The organism is Chitinophaga niabensis (assembly GCF_900129465.1).
GTDB lineage: Bacteria > Bacteroidota > Bacteroidia > Chitinophagales > Chitinophagaceae > Chitinophaga > Chitinophaga niabensis.
Window position 1 is genome coordinate 3,091,272 of sequence record NZ_FSRA01000001.1, and the last position, 21,587, is coordinate 3,112,858.

Sequence of the window (21,587 nt, forward strand, 5' to 3'; positions counted from 1 at the left end):
TTAAAGTAACATTGTAAATATGGAAAAGAAGATCAGTACCGATTCAGGCATAGTTATTCAGCCACTCTATACCAATCCCGTACCGATGGAGGAAATGCCCGGCAGTTTTCCTTTTACAAGAGGCATCCACGCTTCCATGTACCGGGATAAACTCTGGACCATGCGGCAGTATGCTGGTTTCAGCACTGCGGAAGAATCCAACAAGCGTTACCATTACCTGCTCAGCCAGGGCGTAATGGGCCTTAGTGTGGCTTTTGACCTGCCCACCCAGATAGGATATGATTCTGACCATGCCATGGCAGAAGGAGAAGTAGGAAAAGTAGGTGTGGCCATAGATTCCATTGAAGATATGGAAATACTGTTCTCCGGGATAGACCTGGAAAAAGTATCCACCTCCATGACCATCAACGCTACAGGTTTTATACTCCTTGCCTTTTATATCGCGCTCGCCAAAAAACAGGGTGCCGATCTGAAACAGATCTCCGGCACTATTCAGAATGATATACTCAAGGAATATGCGGCGCGCGGCACTTTCATCTATCCGCCGCAACCATCTATGCGGCTGATCACAGACATCTTTGATTATTGCAGCCGCGAAGTACCCAAATGGAATACCATTTCCATCAGTGGTTATCATATCCGGGAAGCAGGTGCCAATGCTGTGCAGGAGCTGGCTTTCACCTTATCCAACGGCAAGGCCTACCTGAAAGCCGCATTGGAAAAGGGCCTGGACATCAACGTATTTGCAAAACGTTTGAGTTTCTTTTTCAATGCTCATAATCATCTCTTTGAAGAAGTAGCCAAGTTCCGTGCAGCGCGGAACATGTGGGCACATATCACAAAAGCGTTAGGGGCTACTGATCCGAAAGCACAGATGCTGCGCTTCCATACCCAAACGGGTGGCAGTACTTTAACGGCACAGCAACCACATAACAATATCGTAAGGGTAGCTGTTCAAACCCTTGCTGCCACCTTAGGCGGCACACAATCCCTCCATACCAACGGGTACGATGAAGCCATCTCTTTACCTACGGAAGCTGCCGCCCGCATTGCATTGCGTACGCAACAGATCATCGGGTACGAAAGCGGCATTGCAGATACCGTTGATCCGCTTGCCGGTTCTTTCTATGTGGAAAGCCTCACCAAAGAAGTGGAAACAAAAGCATGGCAGCTCATAGAAAAGATCGATGCGATGGGAGGTTCCGTGAGCGCCATTGAACAGGGATTCATCCAGGATGAAATTGCACGCAGTGCTTATCAATACCAGAAAGAGATCGAGAACGGCGAAAAGGTGATCGTAGGCGTGAATAAATTTGTAGTGCAGGAAGAACCGGATGGAGATGTATTCCGTATAGACGACAGCATCCGCAAAGTGCAATCAGAGAAACTGGCCTCCCTGCGTGCCCGGAGGGATAACGAAAAAGCCCATGCCCTGCTCACGGCACTGGAAGCACGTGCGCTTACCACAGAAAACCTGATGCCGCTGGTAGTGGAAGCCGTAGAAAATTTCTGTACCCTGGGGGAAATTGCAGATGCCCTGCGTAAAGTATGGGGTGAGTACAGGGGGATATAATTTGATTATCTTGCAGCAGCTTTTAGCTTAACCATTACCATGAGTCTAATTAATTACCAACAGTGTCCTGTTTGCGGATCGGAAAAGATCAGCAGCAAAATAACAGCCAGGGACTATACCGTATCTAAAAAGAGTTTCGACATCTGGGAGTGTGCCGTATGCACCGGCCGCTTTACCCAGGACGTTCCTGATATCAACAACATCGGTCAATATTACCAGTCATCCGAATACATTTCCCATTCAGAAACACGCGAAGGCCTGATCAACCGCCTCTATCATAGTGTACGTAAGATCACCATGCGCTCCAAACAGAATTGGGTAAAATCCGCATCCGGCGTAAAGCAGGGCAGCCTGCTGGATATCGGTAGCGGCACCGGCGCTTTCCTGCATTACATGAAACAGCTGGGTTGGGAAGTAACAGGGCTGGAACCGGATGCAGGCGCCAGGCAAAATGCAAAAGAGATCTACAATGTTGAATCCAGTTCTGTAGAAAACCTCTTCACTTTAGCACCTGCCCAGTTTGATTGCATTACCATGTGGCATGTACTGGAACATGTACATAACCTCCATGGTTATATTGAACAGATCCGCAAGCTCTTAAAACCAGGCGGCGCCTTACTCATAGCCGTACCAAATTATACTTCCACCGATGCCCGCATCTATGGGCAGGATTGGGCTGCATATGATGTACCCAGGCATCTTTATCACTTTTCTCCGCAATCCATGGATATGTTGTTACACGAACATAAGATCCGCATTGACCAAAAACACCCCATGGTATTTGATGCTTTTTATGTGAGCCTGCTGAGTGAGAAAAATAAACATGGTGGTAATGGAATGATCAAAGGAGGCTGGAACGGATTACGTTCTTACTGGAAGGCCTGGAGGCATGTGGAGAAGTGCAGTTCTATCGTGTATGAATGTAAAGCTGAAGAAGAATAAGATAAAAAGCCGGCAACTCAATTTGCCGGCTTTTTATCTGGATAATCTTCTTCATCCCTCAGGCTGATCTCATCTGCCGTAGGAAAATTAGCCGGTACCGGATAAGTTACTTTACCTGTTGCCAGCCATTCTGTTACCCTGATCATCGTTGTCTGAAAGCCAATACACCGGTAACTCAGGGGATAGGTCTCCCCTTTCCAGAGATGGCCCATGCTTGAACTATATACATGCCCCTTTCCATATTTCACGATCCATTCAACCGGCCACATTTTATGTGTTGCAGAACTATCATAGGCAAAGGATAATACCGTAAGATTTTCAGCAGGCCCGCGGGGATAGTTATACACTTCCGTAGAAGCCGTTTTCCACCGGGCAGGATAACCCTTATTGACCGGATGCCGGTCCAGGACCTGCACCACTGCATTGAACCTGCTGCCATGCCCCGTTCCCTCTCCTTCTCCGGGAGGTATCCGTACAATATGTTTATTACTGTCGATCTCAATAGCATAACCGGTAGTTCTGGAACGCCAGCCGATCCCGATCATCTTATTGTATCCTTCCCAATGTGGGAAGGCATTATTACCTGAATGAAGCACATATAAAGAACCGCCTTTCCGCACATAATCTTCCAGCGCCAGCTCTGCATTCCGTGGCCAGCGTAAGGCCAGGTTAAAAACATTATTGGTGTTCTGGATCACTACCGCATATTTTTTAAATGACGGTTCCCATGCACTATCCGGCACAACGGTAACAATATCCACTTTAAAGCGCCCGCTTTCTTCCAGTATACGTTTTGTCAGTTCACTGGTTTGCTTCCAGTCGTGATTACTGAACCCGTCTATGATCAGCACAGGGATCGGTTGTTCTTTCTGAAATGAAAAAAAGACAAAGAAAATGCAGGCCAGGTATTTCATGCTTTAAGAGGCTTTTTTCAGTGGTACGCTTCCCTTCTTTGGATGCACCAGTTTCAATTCTTCAATCAGATGTTTAGCCCCTGCGAATTTGTCCACGATGAATAGTACATACCGGATATCTACCATGATGTTCCTGCAAATGGTAGCATCGTAGTTAATATCACTCATGGTGCCTTCCCATGTACGGTCGAAATTAAGACCGATAAGGTTGCCATAGGCATCCAGCGCAGGGCTGCCGGAATTACCACCGGTAGTATGATTGGAGGCAATGAAACATACCGGCATTTTGCCGTTTGCTCCGTATTGCCCGTAATCTTTCTTTGCATACAGGTCGCGCAGTTTTTCGGGTACATCAAATTCATAATCGCCGGGTTTGTACTTTTCCATTACGCCATCCAGTGTAGTGGAAATATCATAGGTCACTGCATCACGGGGATTATAACCGTTCACTTTTCCATAGGTGATACGGAGTGTGCTATTGGCATCTGGGTAGAACCGTTTGTCTTTCATCACATCCATTTGCGCCTGCATGTATTGGCGTTGCAGGCGGTTAATTTCAGGCTGCAGGGCATCATAGGGTTTGTTGATGAAATCGATATAACCATTCCTTAAACCTATCATTAAGCGGGTAGCAGGGTCTTTCCATACTTCTTCTGAAACACTTTTGAAAGGTTTGTTCAGGAAGGCTTCCAGCTTATCATAGCTGGTTAAGGCAGATTGATCATACATTTTATTGGCCGTGGTCCTTCCGTCCTTATTTGTTTCCATCCAGATCTGGTAGGCTTCTCCACCTATTTTATTGGAAGGTACTTCCTTGAAATAGATGTCCAGCAGTGCTACAGCTACTTCGCGGTCTACATTGTTATTGTAGTTCTGGTATTGCGGTTTTACTTTATCCAGGAATTGCTGCCTGAGCTGTGCGTAGTTCTCTTCCCCTTTCAGCCTGGTTTCCTGTAGTAAGGAGATGAGGCCATTTGCGAAACCTAACAACTCTGTACTGCGTAACAGTTCTGTGTAATAATCACGTGCGATAGTGGCAGGCGCTCCTTCTTTATAGAGGTTGTTGAGAGAGTCCAGCAGTCCTCCGTAGGTTGCACGGTAAACAGGATTGGCCTGTACCAGTTGCCGGAAGCGGGCTTCCTGTTGCAGTTTACGCTGGATACCACCTGTCTGGCGTACACCCTGCATCTCTCCTATCCATTTTTTCCAGGCATTGGCAGTGCTGGCATATTTTGCGGCGTATTGAATTTTGATCTGTTCATCCTTCCGCATAAAACCATCTATCACTTTCAGGGCCGCATCGCGCATTTGAACACGAGCAGGGTCCTGGCCTTCCACCGTGAGCTTCATGGCTTCTGAGGGCAGGTATTCATTCGTACGGCCGGGGAAACCAAATACCATGGTAAAATCATTGGAAGCAATACCATCCAGCGAAATAGGCAGGAAGTGTTTGGGTTTCAGGGGCACATTATCCTTTGAAAATTCTGCGGGCAGGTTGTCTTTACCGGCATAGATCCGGAAGATCGAAAAATCTCCTGTATGGCGTGGCCATACCCAGTTATCAGTATCTGCTCCAAACTTACCGATGGAAGAGGGCGGCGCACCTACCAGGCGTACATCTTTATAGGTTTCTGTTACAAAAAGGAAATATTGATTGCCATCGAAGAAAGGTTTGATCACCAGGTCCTGGTAACTTTCCTTTTTCGCATTTGTGCGGATGGTATTGAGGTTCTTGTCTATGGCAGATTGTCTCTCCCTTTCATTCAGGCTTCCGGTAACACCCTGCAAAGCCTGCTGTGTGATATCTTCTATCCTTACTATAAAAGTAGCGGTTAAACCGGGATTAGGTAATTCTTCCTGTTTATTACGTGCCCAGAAACCATTGTCCAGGTAATTATCCTGCAGGGAAGAATGTTTTTGAATAGCATCATAACCACAGTGGTGATTGGTTAAGAGGAGGCCCTGGGAAGAAATGATCTCACCGGTACAAAAACCGCCGAAGCTTACGATGGCATCTTTCAGGCTGCCTTTGTTCAGGCTGTAGATATCGGCGGCGCTGATCTTCATGCCCATTCCTTTCATCTCCTTTTCATTCAGCCTGTTAAGCAGCTGGGGTAACCACATACCTTCCGTGGCATGTGCAGAAAGATGGGTGAAGAACAATACCGGTAACAACAGGTACTTCCCTAAAAGTTGCCTCATATGATTGTGTTTGGTGAATCAAAGCGGCAATTTAGGGAAAAAAGAGGATGTAAGGCCCAACACCTTACATCCCTTTCTTTCATTAATAGAGGTAATTCAGCGCCACCTTGTCGTTTGTGTTGAAGGTACGGTTACCGCCATTGGAGCAGGCCAGCATCCAGGAGCCGGCATCAGGGCCGGTTGGTGTTCCGGGAATGTGTACGGCACCAATACTGCCGGCACCTTCATTACCGGCACCACTGCTGCCGCAGCTGTAAGCGCGGTTCATGTAGTCTGTATGGCGGAAGCCGATACAATGCCCCAGTTCATGCTGAATAACAGAACCCACATAATTCACATTAGGATTGGACCCATAGGCCTGCGGATGTGTGTTCATACTGATGCTGTTGTAGGGATTACCGCTACTGGTGGGAAATCCTGCGTAACCCAGTGTAATAAAACCGCCGCTGGGCCCTTCATAGAATCCCTGGATGGTTACATTCGCAGTACCTGAAGTAACACGTTGGAAAGTGAGGGATAATCCCAATGCATTGTAACGTGAAATAGCCAGGTCAGTACCCTGAATGAAGGCATTACCCAGGTTCACTACTTTAATTTTGATCACGCGGGGCAGATTCCTCACCAGGTTATTGGTGCGGTACTGTTCTACTTCTGCGATGCGCAGGTTAGGCGTGGAAGTTTCTGCAGCGAGAGTTTCCTTATCCAGGAAGATGTCTCCTTCAATAAGATAACCGCCATTGTAATTGCGTACATTTTCCGTGCTGAAACCTCTTGATTTAATAAGGTCCTGTACCTGCCGGGGAATTTCAGATGGTGCAGGTTCTGCTTTGGTGGCTTCTTTCTGACAAGAAGCAATAACGATACCTGCCATCATGAACAGGCATAACAGGATAGATCTTGTTTGCTTTTTCATAGCACTCAGATTTTGGGTTTTGGTTTGTGAATAAAAGATGCTCATGCCGTGCTGTATATAAGCACAGAAAAACAAGGTTTTACCAGATGGCGAAAAAAAGAATAACGGGCGCTGGTTAAGCGTCTACGGGTTAATGCATATGTTTAGATTTTGAATTCTGTTTGCTCTTGACGATGTTTAGATATGTTGCTCTCTGTCTGGTGATTTTGGAAACGGTCTTTCTATTTTCAATAATACTATTTTTTTTACTGATAAAAAAAATTTGATAGCTTTAGCTCATGTATCGCCCAATACCCTATTTGTATTTTCTCTTAACCCTCTGCATATGGGCTATCATCGCTCCATCTGCCACCATCGCTCAATCGCGGCGGTTTGTTATCCTTTCTGAAGATACATCTTACCAACGCGGCGCCAGTTCATTTTATGTTGTAAAATTTTCTGCCTTTCCCGGCGAATCAGTTTTGCATCGATTGCAATTAGTTCGGTCTATCAATGCACTGGAGCATATTGTAAAACAGTTACCAGCAGATACTACTGTTAAAGTATGGCGGGCTAACAATAACTGGAAAGCATCTGATGCTTTGTTAAATAAACTGGAAGCCCTGCAGCCGGAAGATAGTATTGAATTGATGGTGCAGCCTCATACAGTTCTGAGGGTAGCGAAAAAAGACTGGCAAACATTCATTGCACAACCTTCCATACAGTTTGCAGATATTCCCCGTTCACCCACAACGGAGATCATGATCAATACGGCCAATGCTACATTAAATACTATTACTACACTACAGCAACGCATACCTGCTTTACAGGGAGAAGGCATGCGCGTTTCCCTCAAAGAAACATTATACGATACACTGGACCTGGACCTGCTGCAACGTTATGTACCCGGTTCTTTAGCAGCCACCGTTATAGCCCCGCATGCAACCATCATGGCTACACTCATTGCAGGTGCAGGAAACTCAGCCCCTTCCGGAACGGGTGTTGCAAAGAAAGCGCAACTGGCCTCTTCGGATTTTAAGAACCTCTTCCCCGATGCGGTTCCTTATTTCAGTCAAAACAATATTGCGCTGCAAAATCATTCCTATGGAGTGGGTATTGAAAATAACTATGGGCTGGAAGCAGCAGCATATGATGAACAGATCTTTAACACCGATACCTTACTGCATGTTTTTTCTTCCGGCAACATTGGTGTACAAACACCCAATGCAGGGCTTTACAATGGCATAACAGGTTTTGCCAACCTGTCCGGCACTTTCAAACAGGCCAAAAATCTTTTGGTGATAGGTGGTACGGATGGAGATAACAATATACCGGTGGCCAGTTCCAAAGGACCTGCTTTTGATGGAAGAGTGAAACCGGAACTGGTAGCTTATGGAGAAGATGGAACTTCCGGTGCTGCAGCACTTGTTTCCGGCGTCGGTCTTTTATTACAGGAACAGTATAAACTTGCTTTTCAGCACATACCACCTGCATCCCTATTAAAAGCCATACTGATCAACAGCGCCGATGATATTGACCACCCTGGTGTGGATCACAGCAGTGGTTTCGGTGCCCTGAATGCATGGCAGGCTGTAAACACCATCACACAACAAAGATTTGCGGCAGCCCATGTTACTAACGGATCAGTATACACGCAAACGCTGAATGTACCCGAAGCTGCATATGCATTGAAGGTTACCATGTGTTATACTGATCCTCCCGCCACTGTAAACAGCGCACGGGCATTGATCAACGATCTGGACCTTTGGGTAACAGATGCAGCCGGGAACCGTTATGAACCATGGATCCTGAGTACAGCCCCTCACCTGGATTCATTGCGCAAAAATGCCCGTACCGGAAGAGATAGTTTAAACAATGTGGAACAGGTATATGTAGCATTACCTGCTGCCGGTACCTACACGATCCATGTAAAAGGATACAACATCACAACAGCCATACAAAAATTCCACCTTGCCTGGCAGCTCACCCCATTGTTATCCTTCGATTGGGAACCACCCATAGCAGAAAGGCTCCAATGGAAAACAAACATCACCGGCAAAGGGAATATCTCTTATAGCCTGAACAACGGCGTTAGCTGGCAACCGCTAACAACAGACGCCACCGTGGAAAGCGGGCGTTTCAGCTGGGCAGCGCCCAACATCTTCGGCAACGTGTTATTTAAAATGGAAACAGCCTCCCAAACATTCATCAGTGATCCCTTCCTGCTTGCCCCTTCCCTTACGTTACATGCGGGATTTGATTGTACAGATTCTGCGCTTATTTACTGGAATAAAATTCCCGGCGCAGCTACTTACAGGGTATATGCATTGAACGGCCCGTATATGACCTTATATCGCGAAACACGCGATACTTTGATGGTGCTTTCCAAAGCAGCCATCAGCACGCATCATTTTGCTGTAAGTGCTGTGAATGGAACAGAAGGTCCACGGAGTACGGCCATAGACTATACCAACCAGGCCCTGCAATGTTACATCCTCTCCTTTACAGCAGACCTTACAGATGATAAACGCGTACAGTTACAATTGCAGCTGGGCAGCACTTACAAACTAAAGAGCATCTCCTGGGAAAGAGAGCAGGAGAGAATAGCAGGCAATACCACCAACAACAGCACAACATACACCTACATTGATGCCTCACCCATACAAGGCATTGTGTATTACCGGGCAAAACTGGAAACAACAGATGGGAAAGTGATGTATTCAGATGTGGTACCTGTACAGGTACTGACAAACGACAGGTACCTGCTGTTCCCTAATCCCGCAACAAATGTATTGAATGTACTCAGTCGTGATCTGGGGCAGCGAACGCTGCACATCATTGACGGGAATGGCCGGGTAGTGAAACAAACGCTGCTGGTGAACTTATTGCAGGACATTCCGCTGCATGGGCTGCCCGCAGGAAATTACTGGTGCGTGATCTATGGATCAGGAAGGAAGGTATTCAGTGCAAAGTTCATTAAGCTATAACAAAAAGGGCGCCCTGTGCAGAGCGCCCTTTTTTATTCCAATAATATTCAATTACAGGTGAATTGCTTCGCCGTAAGCCACTTCAATGGCATCCTTTACAGATTCGCTCATGGTTGGATGCGGGTGAATGCTGTTCAGCACTTCCTGCCATGTAGTTTCCAGTGTGCGTGCTGTTACAGTTTGTTCGATCGCTTCTGTTACGTTAGCGCCGATCATGTGTGTACCCAGCCATTCGCCGTACTTAGCATCAAAGATCACTTTTACGAAACCTTCTGTTGCGCCTGCACCTACTGCTTTACCTGAAGCCGTGAATGGGAATTTACCCACCTTCACTTCATAACCGGCTTCTTTAGCCTGTTTCTCCGTGTAACCTACAGAGGCGATCTCAGGTGCACAGAAAGTACAGCCCGGTACGTTATTATAATTGATCGGAGTAGGTTTGTGCGCGTATTTCTTTTCGTTGTAAGCGATCGCTTCCACGCAAACAATACCTTCTTTGGATGCAACGTGTGCCAGTGCCTGACCAGGTACCATGTCTCCAAATGCATAAATGCCCGGAACATTGGTTTGGTAGTAAGCATCCACCAATACTTTGCCTTTATCTGTTTTTACGCCTAAAGCTTCCAGGCCAAGGTTTTCAATATTAGCGGTGATACCGATAGCGCTCAGTACTACATCTGCTTCCAGGAAAACTTCGCCGCTGGCGGTCTTCACTTTCGCTTTCACGCCGTCGCCTTTCTTTTCCACTGCTTCTACGCTGGCGTTGGTCATGATCTCAATACCTTTCTTCTTGTAGATCTTTTCCAGTTCTTTGGAGATATCTTCATCTTCTACCGGTACAATGCGCGGCATGAACTCAACGATGGTCACTTTAGTGCCCAGTGAGTGATAGAAGTAAGCAAATTCAACGCCGATAGCGCCGGAACCTACTACGATCATGCTCTTGGGTTGTTTTGGCAGGTTCATGGCTTCACGGTATCCGATCACGGTCTTACCGTCGATCTTCAGGTTCGGCAGTTCGCGGGAACGTGCGCCGGTTGCCAGCAGGATATGTTTTGCTTCATGTACGGCAACTTTACCGTCTTTATCCGTCACTTCTACCTGGCCTTTTGACTTCAGCTTACCAGTGCCCATGATCACATCCACCTTGTTCTTCTTCAGGAGGAAGGTAACGCCCTTGCTCATTTTATCAGCTGCACCACGGCTGCGTTTGATCACCGCGCCAAAATCTACTGAAGAATCTCCCACGGTGATACCGTAATCCTTGGAATGCTGGATATATTCCGCTACCTGTGCGGACTTCAACAATGCCTTAGTAGGGATACAACCCCAGTTCAAACAGATCCCGCCTAAACTCTCTCTCTCTACCACGGCTGTTTTCAATCCCAGTTGAGATGCCCGGATAGCTGCCACGTATCCACCGGGGCCACTACCAATTACGATTACGTCGTATGCCATATTGCTAGATTTTTATAATAAAACTTGGCAAATGTAGCAAAAAAAAGTAAAGTTTAGATAGTTCATACAGATACATGACAGTTGCCGGAGATAGCTGTCTGTAAATGAAAACGGCTCCCTTAGCGGGAGCCGTTCTTCTATCGGAAAAAGCGTTGATACTACCGGAGGTCTACTACTTCCACGCCAGGGTACTTTTTGGCATCGAAAGTGAACAGATCGTCGCTTACTGCGCCATTAGGCTGGAAGCTGCTGATCTCGTAGGTGTATTTATTGCCATTTTTCTCAAATACCTTCATACGGGCCAGGGTGGAGTTCTTTTTGTCCACATCCACCAGTACTTTAAAGAAGGTTTTGGATTTATCTGTAGGCGTAAGTTCAATGTTCTGCAACACCTTACCTTTCTCTGTGCTTTCGCCGGTGAGGCGGTACAGGAAATCCTTATCGTAGAAATTGGTGAAGATCTTGGCAGGCGTCATGCTGGTATTGCTCTGGTCCACATTGTTAATGGTCACTTCGTTCACATCTTTGGCATACGTCCAGGAGGTTTTATTGTCGCTGATGATCTCCTGTTCTCCCATGATCACTTTATATTTAGGCCCTTTTACATATACAGAACCCTTTTTGGAGTCTGTTACGCTGTTATTGGCACCTTCTACTTTCAGGATAAAATTGGCGATAACAGATTTCAGCGATTTGAATTTCTTGCTCACATTATCCAGCACCACTTTAGCCTTCGGATCGTTCTGACCCAGGGAGCCTACAGGAGTTTTGGTTTGCGCCATGGTGCTGAATGCCATTCCGAACATGACCATGCCCATCAATACCGTTTTCTTCTTCATCATAGTTTTTAAGTGTTACAGTTATAGGGTATAAGACAAATGTTGTGCCGCATCGTTTAACGGCTGCTGTTAAAGAAATGCAAAACTCGTTCTTTTATCACATACTGCCGAGGATTTCCTCCAGATCGGCCTCAGTTTTAACATTCACTTCCCGTGCCTTGCTTCCCAGGTTAGGCCCTACGATCCCTGCTGCTTCCAGCTGGTCCATCAGCCTGCCGGCCCGGTTGTATCCCAGTTTCATCCTTCTTTGCAACAGGGAAGTGGATCCCTGCTGGTTCTGAACGATCACCCGGGCAGCCTCGTCGAACAGCGGATCGCGGTCTGCCAGGCTGAAATCCTTGCCTTCCATTTCCTTTTCATCCACATATTCCGGCAACATGAAAGCTTCCGGATAACCCCGCTGCTCCCCGATAAATTCCACTACCCGCTCTACTTCCGGCGTATCCACAAAAGCACACTGCAGGCGCACCAGCTCTCCGTTGAAAGAGATCAGCATGTCCCCCTGCCCTATCAGCTGTTCGGAACCGCCAATATCGAGGATCGTACGGGAGTCTATTTTAGACGACACTTTAAAGGCAATCCGTGCGGGGAAGTTTGCTTTAATTGTTCCGGTGATGATATTAACAGAAGGACGCTGCGTGGCAATGATCAGGTGAATACCAATGGCCCGTGCCAGCTGTGCCAGCCGTGCAATCGGCATTTCCACCTCTTTACCCGCCGTCATGATCAGGTCCGCAAACTCATCTATCACCAATACTATGAATGGCAGGAAGCGGTGCCCTTTTAATGGATTCAGGCGGCGTTCCGTGAATTTCTTGTTGTATTCGCGGATATTACGGGTACCTGCTTCTTTCAGCAGATCGTAGCGAAGGTCCATTTCAATACACAGGGCATTGAGGGTATGCACCACTTTTTTAGTATCCGTGATAATGGCATCCTCTTCCCCGGGCAATTTAGCCAGGAAATGTTTTTCAATGAGCTTGTAGAGGGAAAGTTCCACTTTCTTTGGATCTATCAGTACAAACTTCAGTTGGGAAGGATGTTTTTTGAACAACAGTGATACAAGCAGGGTATTAATACCTACAGATTTACCCTGACCGGTAGCACCCGCCATCAGCAAGTGGGGCATCTTGGCCAGATCGGCTATAAAGTTCTCGTTATCGATCTTTTTACCAATTGCAATGGGAAGGTCCATCTGGCTATGCAGGAACTTATCAGAGGCCAGCATGTTCCGCAGGGAAACGATGGTCTTTTTCACATTCGGCACCTCAATACCGATCGTTCCTCTTCCCGGAATAGGCGCAATGATCCGGATACCCAATGCAGAGAGGCTGAGTGCAATATCATCCTCCAGGTTTTTGATCCGGGAGATCCGCACACCTGCAGCCGGTACTATTTCGTAGAGCGTAACGGTAGGCCCAACGGTAGCACTGATCTTCTGGATTGAAATATCGTAGTTCTTGAGCGTGTCTATGATCTGGTTCTTGTTCAGTTCCAGTTCGGAAGCATCCTGCACAATCTTATCTGAGCCGTGATTATCCAGCAGGTCCAGTGTAGGGTATTTGTAATCCCTGAGGTCCAGCGTGGGTTCATATGGATCAGCCAGTACCGGTTCTCTCACGGGTTCCAGCTCTTCGATCGCTTCTTCATCCGGGTCTTCAAAAACAGGTTTTATCTCAAAGGCAACTTCTGCCGTGTCGTTCTTTTTACGGGCGGGTGGCGGAGTAACAGGCAATTCTTCCTGGATAAAGATCTTCGCTTCCTGTTCCGGTACTTCCGGAATAACAGGTGCAGGTGGTTCCGGCACTGCTACCGGCGGTACATAAGCAGCCGGTTCTTCTTTCTCTATCAATTGCAATTCCTGCTCAAACTCTTCTTCTTCCTCAACCGGCACCAGTGTTACCAGGCTTTCACCTCCTTTATAGGCATTCTTCTTTTCTTCAACAGGCGGTTTTACCGGCAACAGTTCTTCTTCTTCCTCCGGTTCCCCGAATCCGGCAAAAGCTTCTTTCACCGGTTTGGGTTTACGCTCCGGTAATTTGAAATCAATATTGAACTTCCAGATCACCCAGCTTAGCCCTGCCAGTACCAGTAACAATCCGGCCCCGGTTTTACCCAGGAACCCGCTGGTCCATTTATTCAGGCTATCCCCCAAAGCTCCTCCCCAGGGGAAAGCGGCATTGCCTGACAGGAAAGCCATGGTCATACTGATGAACAGCAATCCGAACAGGATATATTTCACATTGCGCCAGATGCGGAAAACGCGGCGGCCTACAATGAAATTGATACCAATAATGAAAAAGAAATAGCAGAACAGGTAAGAGGCAATACCAAAACCTTTGAAAAAGAACCAATGGGAGGTAAAGGCACCTAAGCGGCCCAGGAGGTTATCCACCTCTATCTCGTGCATGAAAAGCACCTGCGAGGAATAACGGAAAACCTTGTCCTGGTCTTCTTCCCAGGTAAATAAATAAGAAGTGAACGCAATAAAGCAATAAAGGGCTAACAAAAGAAATACAGCGCCAAGCACTTTATGGGTGCGCTCGTCCTTCACCAGTTCCTTCACTTTTACTTCAGGCTCCTTATCGGGCTTGAGTACATCAGGATTTGGTGGCTGCTCTTTCTTCTTTTTAGGTTCTTTCTTTTCTGATTTCAGTGTGTTTCCAGCCATAATCGAAATCAAAAGTAACTTATTTCCTGAGCACGCCCAATAGCAATGCTACCCATCCTGCAATAAAAAACAGGCCGCCTAAGGGGGTGATGGCACCAATGCCTCTGAGCCCTACGGTTTCAGTTGCTTTCAACAGGGTCAATGCGTACAGGGAGCCGCTGAAAAGCAGGATGCCTATCAGGAAAAACCTGCCCGCCCAAACAAGTTGAGGTGTGGGAATATGTGCATATAAAATACCCACAGCCAGGAGGGCAAACACATGATAAAATTGGTAGGTTACACCGGTCTGGAAAGTGCTTACGGTTTCCATAGGAACGAGTTCTTTCAGCTTATGTGCGCCAAATGCGCCCAATATCACTGCAAGGCCTCCTAACAGTGCTGCCCAAACGAGAAATGTTTTATGCATTGTTGATCAGTTTATCAAAGGTCTCCAAAGTTATTTCATCTTCACTAATGATAATCTGACTTTGCTCATAAAAGGGCTGGCGTTCTGCTAATTTCTTTTCGGTGAAAGACATCAGCTCTTCTGTTCCCAGGTCCTGTATAAGGGGGCGTTTGTATTGTTTCCTTTGCAGGCGTTCCACCATTACTTCCAGGGAAGGGTTCAGCCAGATGGTAGTGCCGGCCTCATTCATAAAGTCCATGGTATCTGAAAAACAGGGCGTGCCCCCGCCGCAGGAGATCAGGAAGGAATCATTGTCTGCGGCCAGTTCCCGCAATACTTTGCCTTCTGCTTTACGGAAGTAGTCTTCGCCTTTTTGATTAAAGATATCGGCAACAGACATCCCTTCCCTTTCCACGATCACTTCATCCAGGTCGAAATACGGCAGGTTCCAGTGAATGGCCAATTGTTTGCCCCAATAGGATTTTCCGGCTCCCATGAAACCCAATAGAAATAGTTTCAAAGCTGATAGTTTTACGGCGCAGAAAGTAAAAAATCTTTTTTACTTCTGCACGATTACTTTTTATTCTCCCCTGACACCCAGGCCAGGCAAAGGTCTTTATCCATTAAATACTGAAGGTCCAGCGTGGCGATCCGGTCTCCTTTCAGAAAATCGCAGGTAAGGAAACCTGTTTGTCCGAAAGCAAAAACCTGGAGCTGCATATTGGCCTTAAAATCCAGCCCTCCCATTCCATACCATTTATACACCGCTTCCTTGGCAGACCAGCAAACGGTTTGATGCGCCAGCTGGTTTTCGGAAGATAAAAATTCGGCTTCCCTCGGCGCCAGGAATTTATGGGCAACCCGCGCTACCTTGGGTTGTACTTTTTCAATATCAATGCCTACATGTTCCCGCCTGCTCACAATGGCGGCTGCAAAATCCTCACAATGGGAAATGGAAAAATGGTAAGGATTTCCCGGAATATAGGGTTTCCTGCTGTCCATGATCCTTATCTCATTTACGGGTAGGTCCGGGAAAAGCTCCACTAAGAGATACCTCCCGGCAAAATGCTGCAGGCGTTTGTGCGGGTGATGCACTTCGGGCTCAATGGTTACCGCTGTTCTGAAGAATGCTTCTTCTTCACCAATTTTCCACACTCCCAGCTTCGTATCCTGATCTATTTGTATCGTTCGTATTAATGGCATAAATTCGCCGCATTAAATGCGAATTTAATGGGAAATACCCAACTGGCCTAACCTACTAAACAAATCACATTCATGATCTTGTCTGACAAAAGGATTTTAGAGGAAATTGAAAAGGGCACTATCGTGATCAGCCCTTATGATCGCAAATTCCTGGGTACCAACTCCTACGATGTACATCTGGGAAAGTACCTGGCCACTTATAAGGACAGGGTGCTGGATGCCCGCAGGCACAATGAGATCGTGCATTTCGAGATCCCGGAAGAAGGTTTCATCCTTCAGCCGAATACGCTCTACCTGGGTGTTACACTTGAATACACGGAAACGCATGCGCATGTTCCTTTCCTGGAAGGCAAGTCCAGCACAGGCCGCCTGGGTATCGATATCCATGCTACCGCCGGAAAAGGAGATGTAGGCTTTTGCAACACCTGGACGCTGGAGATCTCCTGCGCACAGCCGGTACGCATTTATGCAGGCATGCCTATCGGACAGCTGATCTACTTTGCAGTGGAAGGAGATGTGGAAACTTTCTATAATAAGAAAGGCGATGCGAAGTACAATGGGCGTACGGTGCGGCCTGTGGAGAGCATGATGTGGAAGAATGTGTTTTAACAACTGATATTCAATTGATTATATAAAAAGGTCCGGCATTCCGGGCCTTTTTTGTGCCATTATAATTTCTAAAATTTATACACTACTTTCATTCCCATTAACAAAACCAATATGAGCTCCAAGTCTAACAGAAGAAAATTTCTGGGCACTGCCGCTGCCCTCGCTGCAGGTACTGCCGCAGTGGCCATGCCTTTGTCCAATCAGCCACCGAAATACCCGGTAGTTCACCATGTATTTTTCTGGCTGAAGAACCCTGATTCCAAGGAAGACCGCGCTAAACTGATAGCAGGGGTAAAATCCTTATCTAAAATACCTACCGTAAAAGAACTGCGCGTAGGTGTAGTGGCCAGCACAGAGAAAAGGGACGTGGTAGATAACAGCTGGGCTGTTTCCGAACTGATGTTCTTTGCCGACCTCGCAGGCCAGGAAGCCTACCAGACCCATCCCATCCACCTGGAATTCATTAAGAATTGCAGTCCTCTCTGGGATAAAGTAATTGTGTACGATGCCGTAGAAGCATAATTATGGCTACTGAATACTGGATGAGCGGGCCGGTAGAAAACATACCGGCATTACTGCAACCTGTTGCACATGCATTGTTGCAGGCTAACAGGGAAGTGAATACCATGATGCAGGGATTCCCGGAAGAAAAACTATGGGAAGCCCCCCGGGGCGTTGCCGCTCCCGGATTCCACCTGCAACATATGAGCGGTGTGATAGACAGGCTGTTCACTTATGCCCGCGCAGAATTGCTGAGCCAGGAACAATATGATCAGTTAGCGGAAGAAGGAAAACCGGTGGCAACCTCCGCCGCTTTGCTCCAACGTTTTGATGAACAGGTGAAAAAAGCCCTTCAGCAATTATCTCAAACAGATCCCAACACGCTTACCGACTTCCGTGGTGTTGGCAGGAAGCAACTGCCTTCTACCGTAATGGGTTTATTATTCCACGCCGCAGAACATACCATGCGCCATACCGGCCAGTTATTAGTTACTGTTAATGTCTTAAAATGAAAAAACTCCTCGTTATATTTTTCCTGCTGGCTTGCGGCGTTGCGCAGGCAGCTAAAGTTGACACCGTTGATACCTATAGCAACGCTATGAAAAAAAACATCAAAGCCGTAGTGATCAGGCCGGATAATTATGCTGATAAAGCAGAATGGCCGGTTGTTTATCTTCTGCATGGCCATGGTGGCAGCTACAACAACTGGGTAAAGAATGTGAAATATGTACAGGATGCAGCAGACCAGTTGCAGATGATGATCGTTTGCCCGGATGGCGGCGTAAGCAGCTGGTATTGGGATAGCCCGGAAGATGCATCCTGGAAATATGAAACCTATGTGGCAGGAGAGCTGGTGAAATGGGTAGATGCGAATTACAAAACAAGGAAAGATGCAAAAGGCAGAGGGATCACCGGCCTGAGCATGGGTGGCCATGGTGCACTTTACCTTGCATTCAGGCACCAGGATGTTTTTGGCACTGCCGGCAGCATGAGCGGTGGTGTGGACATCCGCCCTTACCCCAACAACTGGAACATGGCCAAACGTTTGGGCACACAGGCGGAACAACCGGAACGCTGGGATAAATACACCGTGATCAATATGCTGCATCTGCTCACGCCCAATTCACTGGCTTTGATCATTGATTGCGGAACGGAGGATTTCTTCTATAAAGTGAACGAAAACCTGCATAAAGAACTACTGTACCGCGGCATTCCGCACGACTATTTAACCAGGCCCGGCGCACATAACTGGGATTACTGGAACAATGCCGTGCAATACCAGTTACTGTTCATGCACAACTTCTTTGATCGTAAATAATACACAACATAAAAAGGGCCGTCTCGAAGCAGGAGACGGCCCTTTTTTTATGTCCTGACCGCTGATCATTAAAGGTTGCAGGAGTATTTCATTATTGTTATATTTGAAACAGGTCAATTTACGTCTATGAAGATCAATGTCAATTCCACTGATTATACACTTGACGTACCAGATAACACCACTCTACTAGATGCTTTAAGAATCCATTTGAACCTAACGGGCAGCAAATACGGCTGCGGCGAAGGGGCATGTGGTGCCTGTAAAGTATTGGTAGATGGCCGTGCGATGCCTTCGTGCATTACACCTGTTGCGAGTGTACAGAACAAGGCCATCCTTACAATAGAAGGATTGGAAAAGGATGGAAAACTGCATCCCATGCAACAGGCCTTCCTGGATGCGGATGCATTTCAGTGTGCCTATTGTTCTTCAGGTATGATCATGGCCGCCATTGCATTGAAGATGAAAAACCCGAAACCCAGTCGGCAGGAGATCATAGACGCCATGCAGGGTAATATCTGCAGGTGCTGTGTGTACCCACGCATCATTAATGCCATCAGCAAAGCTTAACCCATGGATAATCCGACTATACATACCGTTACAAGGAGGAATTTCTTCAAACTGCTGGGCGGAGGGGTGGCTATTATCCTCACCTGGTCCGATCTGTTTGCATCAAAAGAAACAGCCCTCGCAGACGAAAACAGCATTGCCGCCTGGATCCATATACAGGAAAATGGCAAGATCGCCGTATTTACCGGAAAGGTGGAAGTAGGGCAAAACATCCGCACCTCCCTATCACAGGTGGTGGCAGAAGAACTCTCTGTACCGGTGGATGCCATTGAAATGACCATGGGAGATACATTGCTGACACCTTACGACCGTGGCACATACGGAAGCCTCACTACTCCTACCATGGCCCCCAAACTGCGCAAAGCTGCTGCCTCCCTGAAAGAAGCACTGGCAGATATGGCGGCGGCAGAATGGAAAACGGATAAACAATCCGTGAAAGTGAAAGATGGTAAAGCTGTGCATACCAGTTCCGGTAAAACACTGAGTTATGCAGCACTGGTCAAAGGCAAAAAGCTGGAACTTCCCCTCAACGATAAAGTAACCTTAACTCCTGCGGAACAATGGACGGTAGCAGGGACCGCAGTGCCTAAGATCGACGGTAAACTTTTCGTTTCCGGTAAACACAAATATGTATCTGACATGGTGGTGCCGGGCATGGTGTACGGAAAAATATTGCGGGCACCCTCCTACGGCGCAACATTGGTTTCCGCTGATGTAGAAAAAGCGCGTATATCCCCTGCCGTTACTATCGTAAAAGAGAAGGATTTTGTAGGAGTGATTGCCCCCGATCCGCAAACTGCCGCCAATGCATTGGCCAGGATAGATGCGCAATGGAATACCACTGCACAACCTTCCAAAGCCAATATCTTCACTTACCTGAAGGAGAATGCGAGGAAAGGGGATCATAAAGAAGAAGTGGAAAAGGCGTTTGCAGCTTCCGCCATCAACATTAAACAGCATTTTGAAATACAATACATAGCGCATGTTCCCCTGGAACCACGCGCAGCCATCGCCATCTGGGAAGGTGAAAAACTTACTGTATGGACCGGCACGCAACGCCCTTTTGGTGTACAGGAAGAACTGGCGGAAGAATTCTCCATCGCTAAAGAAAAGATCCGTGTGATCATGCCGGATACCGGATCTGCCTATGGTGGGAAACACAGTGGAGAAGCAGCCCTTGAAGCGGCAAAGCTGGCTAAGGTAACCGGCAAACCGGTAAAAGTGGTATGGACGCGTGAGGAAGAATTTAAATGGGCTTATTTAAGACCGGGAGGCCTCATTGAAGCAGCAGCGAGTGTAAATAAAGAAGGGCTTATCACCTCCTGGGAATTTCATAATTACAATTCCGGCAACGCAGGAATAGATATGCCCTACGATACGGCTAACGAACATATTCAGTTCCATCCTTCCAAAACACCGTTAAAACAAGGCTCCTACCGTGGCCTCGCAGCCACAGCGAACGTGTTTGCCATTGAAAGCATCATGGACGACCTCGCCCGGAAATTAAAACGTGATCCACTTGATTTCAGGCTAAGCAATTTAAAAGATGAACGCCTGAAACATGTATTGCAAACCGCCGCTACAAAGTTTGGCTGGAAGAAAGAAAAGAAAGCCGGCCATGGTTACGGCATCGCCTGCGGATTTGTAAAGAACTCCTACATTGCCACCTGTGTGGAAGTAGTACATGATACCTCCTCAGAACAACTTAAAGTATTGCGCATTGTGGCTGCTTATGATTGTGGTACGATCGTAAATCCCATGCACCTGGAAAACCAGGTGATGGGCTGTATCCTCCAGGGCCTGGGAGGTGCGTTGTTTGAGGAGATCGACTTTGCGGACGGACGGATCTTAAATCCTTCCCTCTCCAGCTACCGCGTGCCCCGCTTTACGGACATACCACCATTGGACATTATACTGATCAACAGGAAAGATATACCATCGGCCGGCGCCGGTGAAACTCCCATTGTTGGCATTGCCCCTGCTATACGCAACGCCATCCTGGATGCTACGGGTATTAAATTGTACAACCTGCCTTTGATTCCACAAGGGCTCAAGACCAATTCATAAAACTATGGCAACATTCAATTTAACGGTCAACGGAAAAAAACACACGGTGGATGTAAGCCCCCAAATGCCTTTGCTATGGGTATTGCGGGATGTGATCGGCCTTACCGGAACAAAGTTTGGTTGCGGTATAGCGCAATGCGGTGCCTGCACAGTTCATATCGGGGATGCAGCCGTAAGGTCCTGCGTATATCCTGTAAGCAGCGTAGGCACAGAGAAGGTCATTACCATTGAAGGTTTATCTGCAAACGGCGATCATCCTGTACAAAAAGCATGGGAAGAAATAGATGTTCCGCAATGCGGATATTGCCAGAGCGGACAGATCATGGCAGCTGCAGCATTATTGAAAAGCAATCCTCATCCAACAGATGAAGAGATCAATGATGCCATGACGAATATCTGCCGCTGTGCCACCTATACCCGTATTAAAAAAGCAGTCAAAAGTTTAATCTAACGCTCCTT

At 47.1% G+C, this 21,587-nt stretch carries 19 protein-coding genes; 10 read left to right on the top strand and 9 right to left on the bottom strand.

Translation table 11 applies throughout. From position 1 onward, the window contains the following. The first annotated feature begins 19 nt into the window (after positions 1 to 19). Together BUR42_RS12160 and BUR42_RS12165 are read left to right on the top strand one after the other, a co-directional pair. Positions 20 to 1,573: an acyl-CoA mutase large subunit family protein gene (locus BUR42_RS12160; protein WP_074239492.1), complete on the top strand. Its 1,554-nt coding sequence runs from the start codon at positions 20 to 22 to the stop codon at positions 1,571 to 1,573. A 39-nt stretch (positions 1,574 to 1,612) separates the two neighbouring features. Next, the gene (locus BUR42_RS12165; RefSeq protein ID WP_074239493.1) at positions 1,613 to 2,515 is read left to right on the top strand and encodes a class I SAM-dependent methyltransferase; all 903 of its coding nucleotides are present in this window, start codon (positions 1,613 to 1,615) and stop codon (positions 2,513 to 2,515) included. 17 nt (positions 2,516 to 2,532) lie between these two features. Here BUR42_RS12165 and BUR42_RS12170 read toward each other — a convergent pair whose 3' ends face one another. The 3 genes from BUR42_RS12170 to BUR42_RS12180 form a co-directional block, all read right to left on the bottom strand. Next, positions 2,533 to 3,429: a ThuA domain-containing protein gene (locus BUR42_RS12170; RefSeq protein ID WP_074239494.1), complete on the bottom strand. Its 897-nt coding sequence runs from the start codon at positions 3,427 to 3,429 to the stop codon at positions 2,533 to 2,535. Between the two features lie 3 nt (positions 3,430 to 3,432). Then, positions 3,433 to 5,631 carry a S46 family peptidase gene (locus BUR42_RS12175; protein WP_074239495.1) on the bottom strand — a complete coding sequence of 733 codons (2,199 nt, stop codon included), beginning with the start codon at positions 5,629 to 5,631 and terminating at the stop codon, positions 3,433 to 3,435. A gap of 82 nt (positions 5,632 to 5,713) precedes the next feature. Then, complete coding sequence (locus BUR42_RS12180; protein ID WP_074240569.1) at positions 5,714 to 6,544, bottom strand: M57 family metalloprotease; 831 nt, start codon at positions 6,542 to 6,544, stop codon at positions 5,714 to 5,716. Positions 6,545 to 6,843: 299 nt separating this feature from the next. Between BUR42_RS12180 and BUR42_RS12185 the strand changes: the two genes are divergently transcribed. After that, the gene (locus BUR42_RS12185) at positions 6,844 to 9,510 is read left to right on the top strand and encodes a S8 family peptidase (RefSeq protein ID WP_234979662.1); all 2,667 of its coding nucleotides are present in this window, start codon (positions 6,844 to 6,846) and stop codon (positions 9,508 to 9,510) included. Positions 9,511 to 9,561: 51 nt separating this feature from the next. Here BUR42_RS12185 and lpdA read toward each other — a convergent pair whose 3' ends face one another. The 6 genes from lpdA to BUR42_RS12215 form a co-directional block, all read right to left on the bottom strand. Further along, a complete protein-coding gene (lpdA, locus tag BUR42_RS12190; RefSeq protein ID WP_074239497.1) occupies positions 9,562 to 10,968 on the bottom strand; it encodes a dihydrolipoyl dehydrogenase in 1,407 nt (468 codons plus the stop codon). A 158-nt stretch (positions 10,969 to 11,126) separates the two neighbouring features. After that, a complete protein-coding gene (locus tag BUR42_RS12195; protein WP_084185534.1) occupies positions 11,127 to 11,810 on the bottom strand; it encodes an outer membrane lipoprotein periplasmic chaperone LolA1 in 684 nt (227 codons plus the stop codon). A gap of 94 nt (positions 11,811 to 11,904) precedes the next feature. Continuing rightward, the gene (locus BUR42_RS12200) at positions 11,905 to 14,478 is read right to left on the bottom strand and encodes an FtsK/SpoIIIE family DNA translocase (RefSeq protein WP_074239498.1); all 2,574 of its coding nucleotides are present in this window, start codon (positions 14,476 to 14,478) and stop codon (positions 11,905 to 11,907) included. A 19-nt stretch (positions 14,479 to 14,497) separates the two neighbouring features. Continuing rightward, positions 14,498 to 14,884, bottom strand: coding sequence for a DUF423 domain-containing protein (locus BUR42_RS12205; protein ID WP_074239499.1), 387 nt, complete (start codon positions 14,882 to 14,884; stop codon positions 14,498 to 14,500). Continuing rightward, positions 14,877 to 15,383: a shikimate kinase gene (locus BUR42_RS12210; RefSeq protein ID WP_074239500.1), complete on the bottom strand. Its 507-nt coding sequence runs from the start codon at positions 15,381 to 15,383 to the stop codon at positions 14,877 to 14,879. The genes BUR42_RS12205 and BUR42_RS12210 overlap by 8 nt, the downstream gene beginning before the upstream one ends. A gap of 53 nt (positions 15,384 to 15,436) precedes the next feature. Next, the gene (locus BUR42_RS12215; protein ID WP_074239501.1) at positions 15,437 to 16,066 is read right to left on the bottom strand and encodes a 4'-phosphopantetheinyl transferase family protein; all 630 of its coding nucleotides are present in this window, start codon (positions 16,064 to 16,066) and stop codon (positions 15,437 to 15,439) included. Between the two features lie 72 nt (positions 16,067 to 16,138). Between BUR42_RS12215 and dcd the strand changes: the two genes are divergently transcribed. From dcd to BUR42_RS12250, 7 genes are all read left to right on the top strand, one after another. Then, the gene (dcd, locus tag BUR42_RS12220) at positions 16,139 to 16,675 is read left to right on the top strand and encodes a dCTP deaminase (protein ID WP_074239502.1); all 537 of its coding nucleotides are present in this window, start codon (positions 16,139 to 16,141) and stop codon (positions 16,673 to 16,675) included. A gap of 111 nt (positions 16,676 to 16,786) precedes the next feature. Further along, positions 16,787 to 17,197 carry a Dabb family protein gene (locus BUR42_RS12225; protein ID WP_074239503.1) on the top strand — a complete coding sequence of 137 codons (411 nt, stop codon included), beginning with the start codon at positions 16,787 to 16,789 and terminating at the stop codon, positions 17,195 to 17,197. Positions 17,198 to 17,199: 2 nt separating this feature from the next. Next, positions 17,200 to 17,688: a DinB family protein gene (locus tag BUR42_RS12230; protein ID WP_074239504.1), complete on the top strand. Its 489-nt coding sequence runs from the start codon at positions 17,200 to 17,202 to the stop codon at positions 17,686 to 17,688. Next, entirely contained in the window at positions 17,685 to 18,494 is an 810-nt protein-coding gene (locus BUR42_RS12235; RefSeq protein WP_074239505.1) for an alpha/beta hydrolase, read from the top strand. The genes BUR42_RS12230 and BUR42_RS12235 overlap by 4 nt, the downstream gene beginning before the upstream one ends. A 126-nt stretch (positions 18,495 to 18,620) precedes the next feature. Further along, positions 18,621 to 19,061 carry a (2Fe-2S)-binding protein gene (locus BUR42_RS12240; protein ID WP_074239506.1) on the top strand — a complete coding sequence of 147 codons (441 nt, stop codon included), beginning with the start codon at positions 18,621 to 18,623 and terminating at the stop codon, positions 19,059 to 19,061. A gap of 3 nt (positions 19,062 to 19,064) precedes the next feature. Next, complete coding sequence (locus BUR42_RS12245) at positions 19,065 to 21,128, top strand: xanthine dehydrogenase family protein molybdopterin-binding subunit (protein WP_074239507.1); 2,064 nt, start codon at positions 19,065 to 19,067, stop codon at positions 21,126 to 21,128. Between the two features lie 4 nt (positions 21,129 to 21,132). Next, entirely contained in the window at positions 21,133 to 21,579 is a 447-nt protein-coding gene (locus tag BUR42_RS12250; RefSeq protein ID WP_074239508.1) for a (2Fe-2S)-binding protein, read from the top strand. Positions 21,580 to 21,587 lie beyond the last annotated feature (8 nt).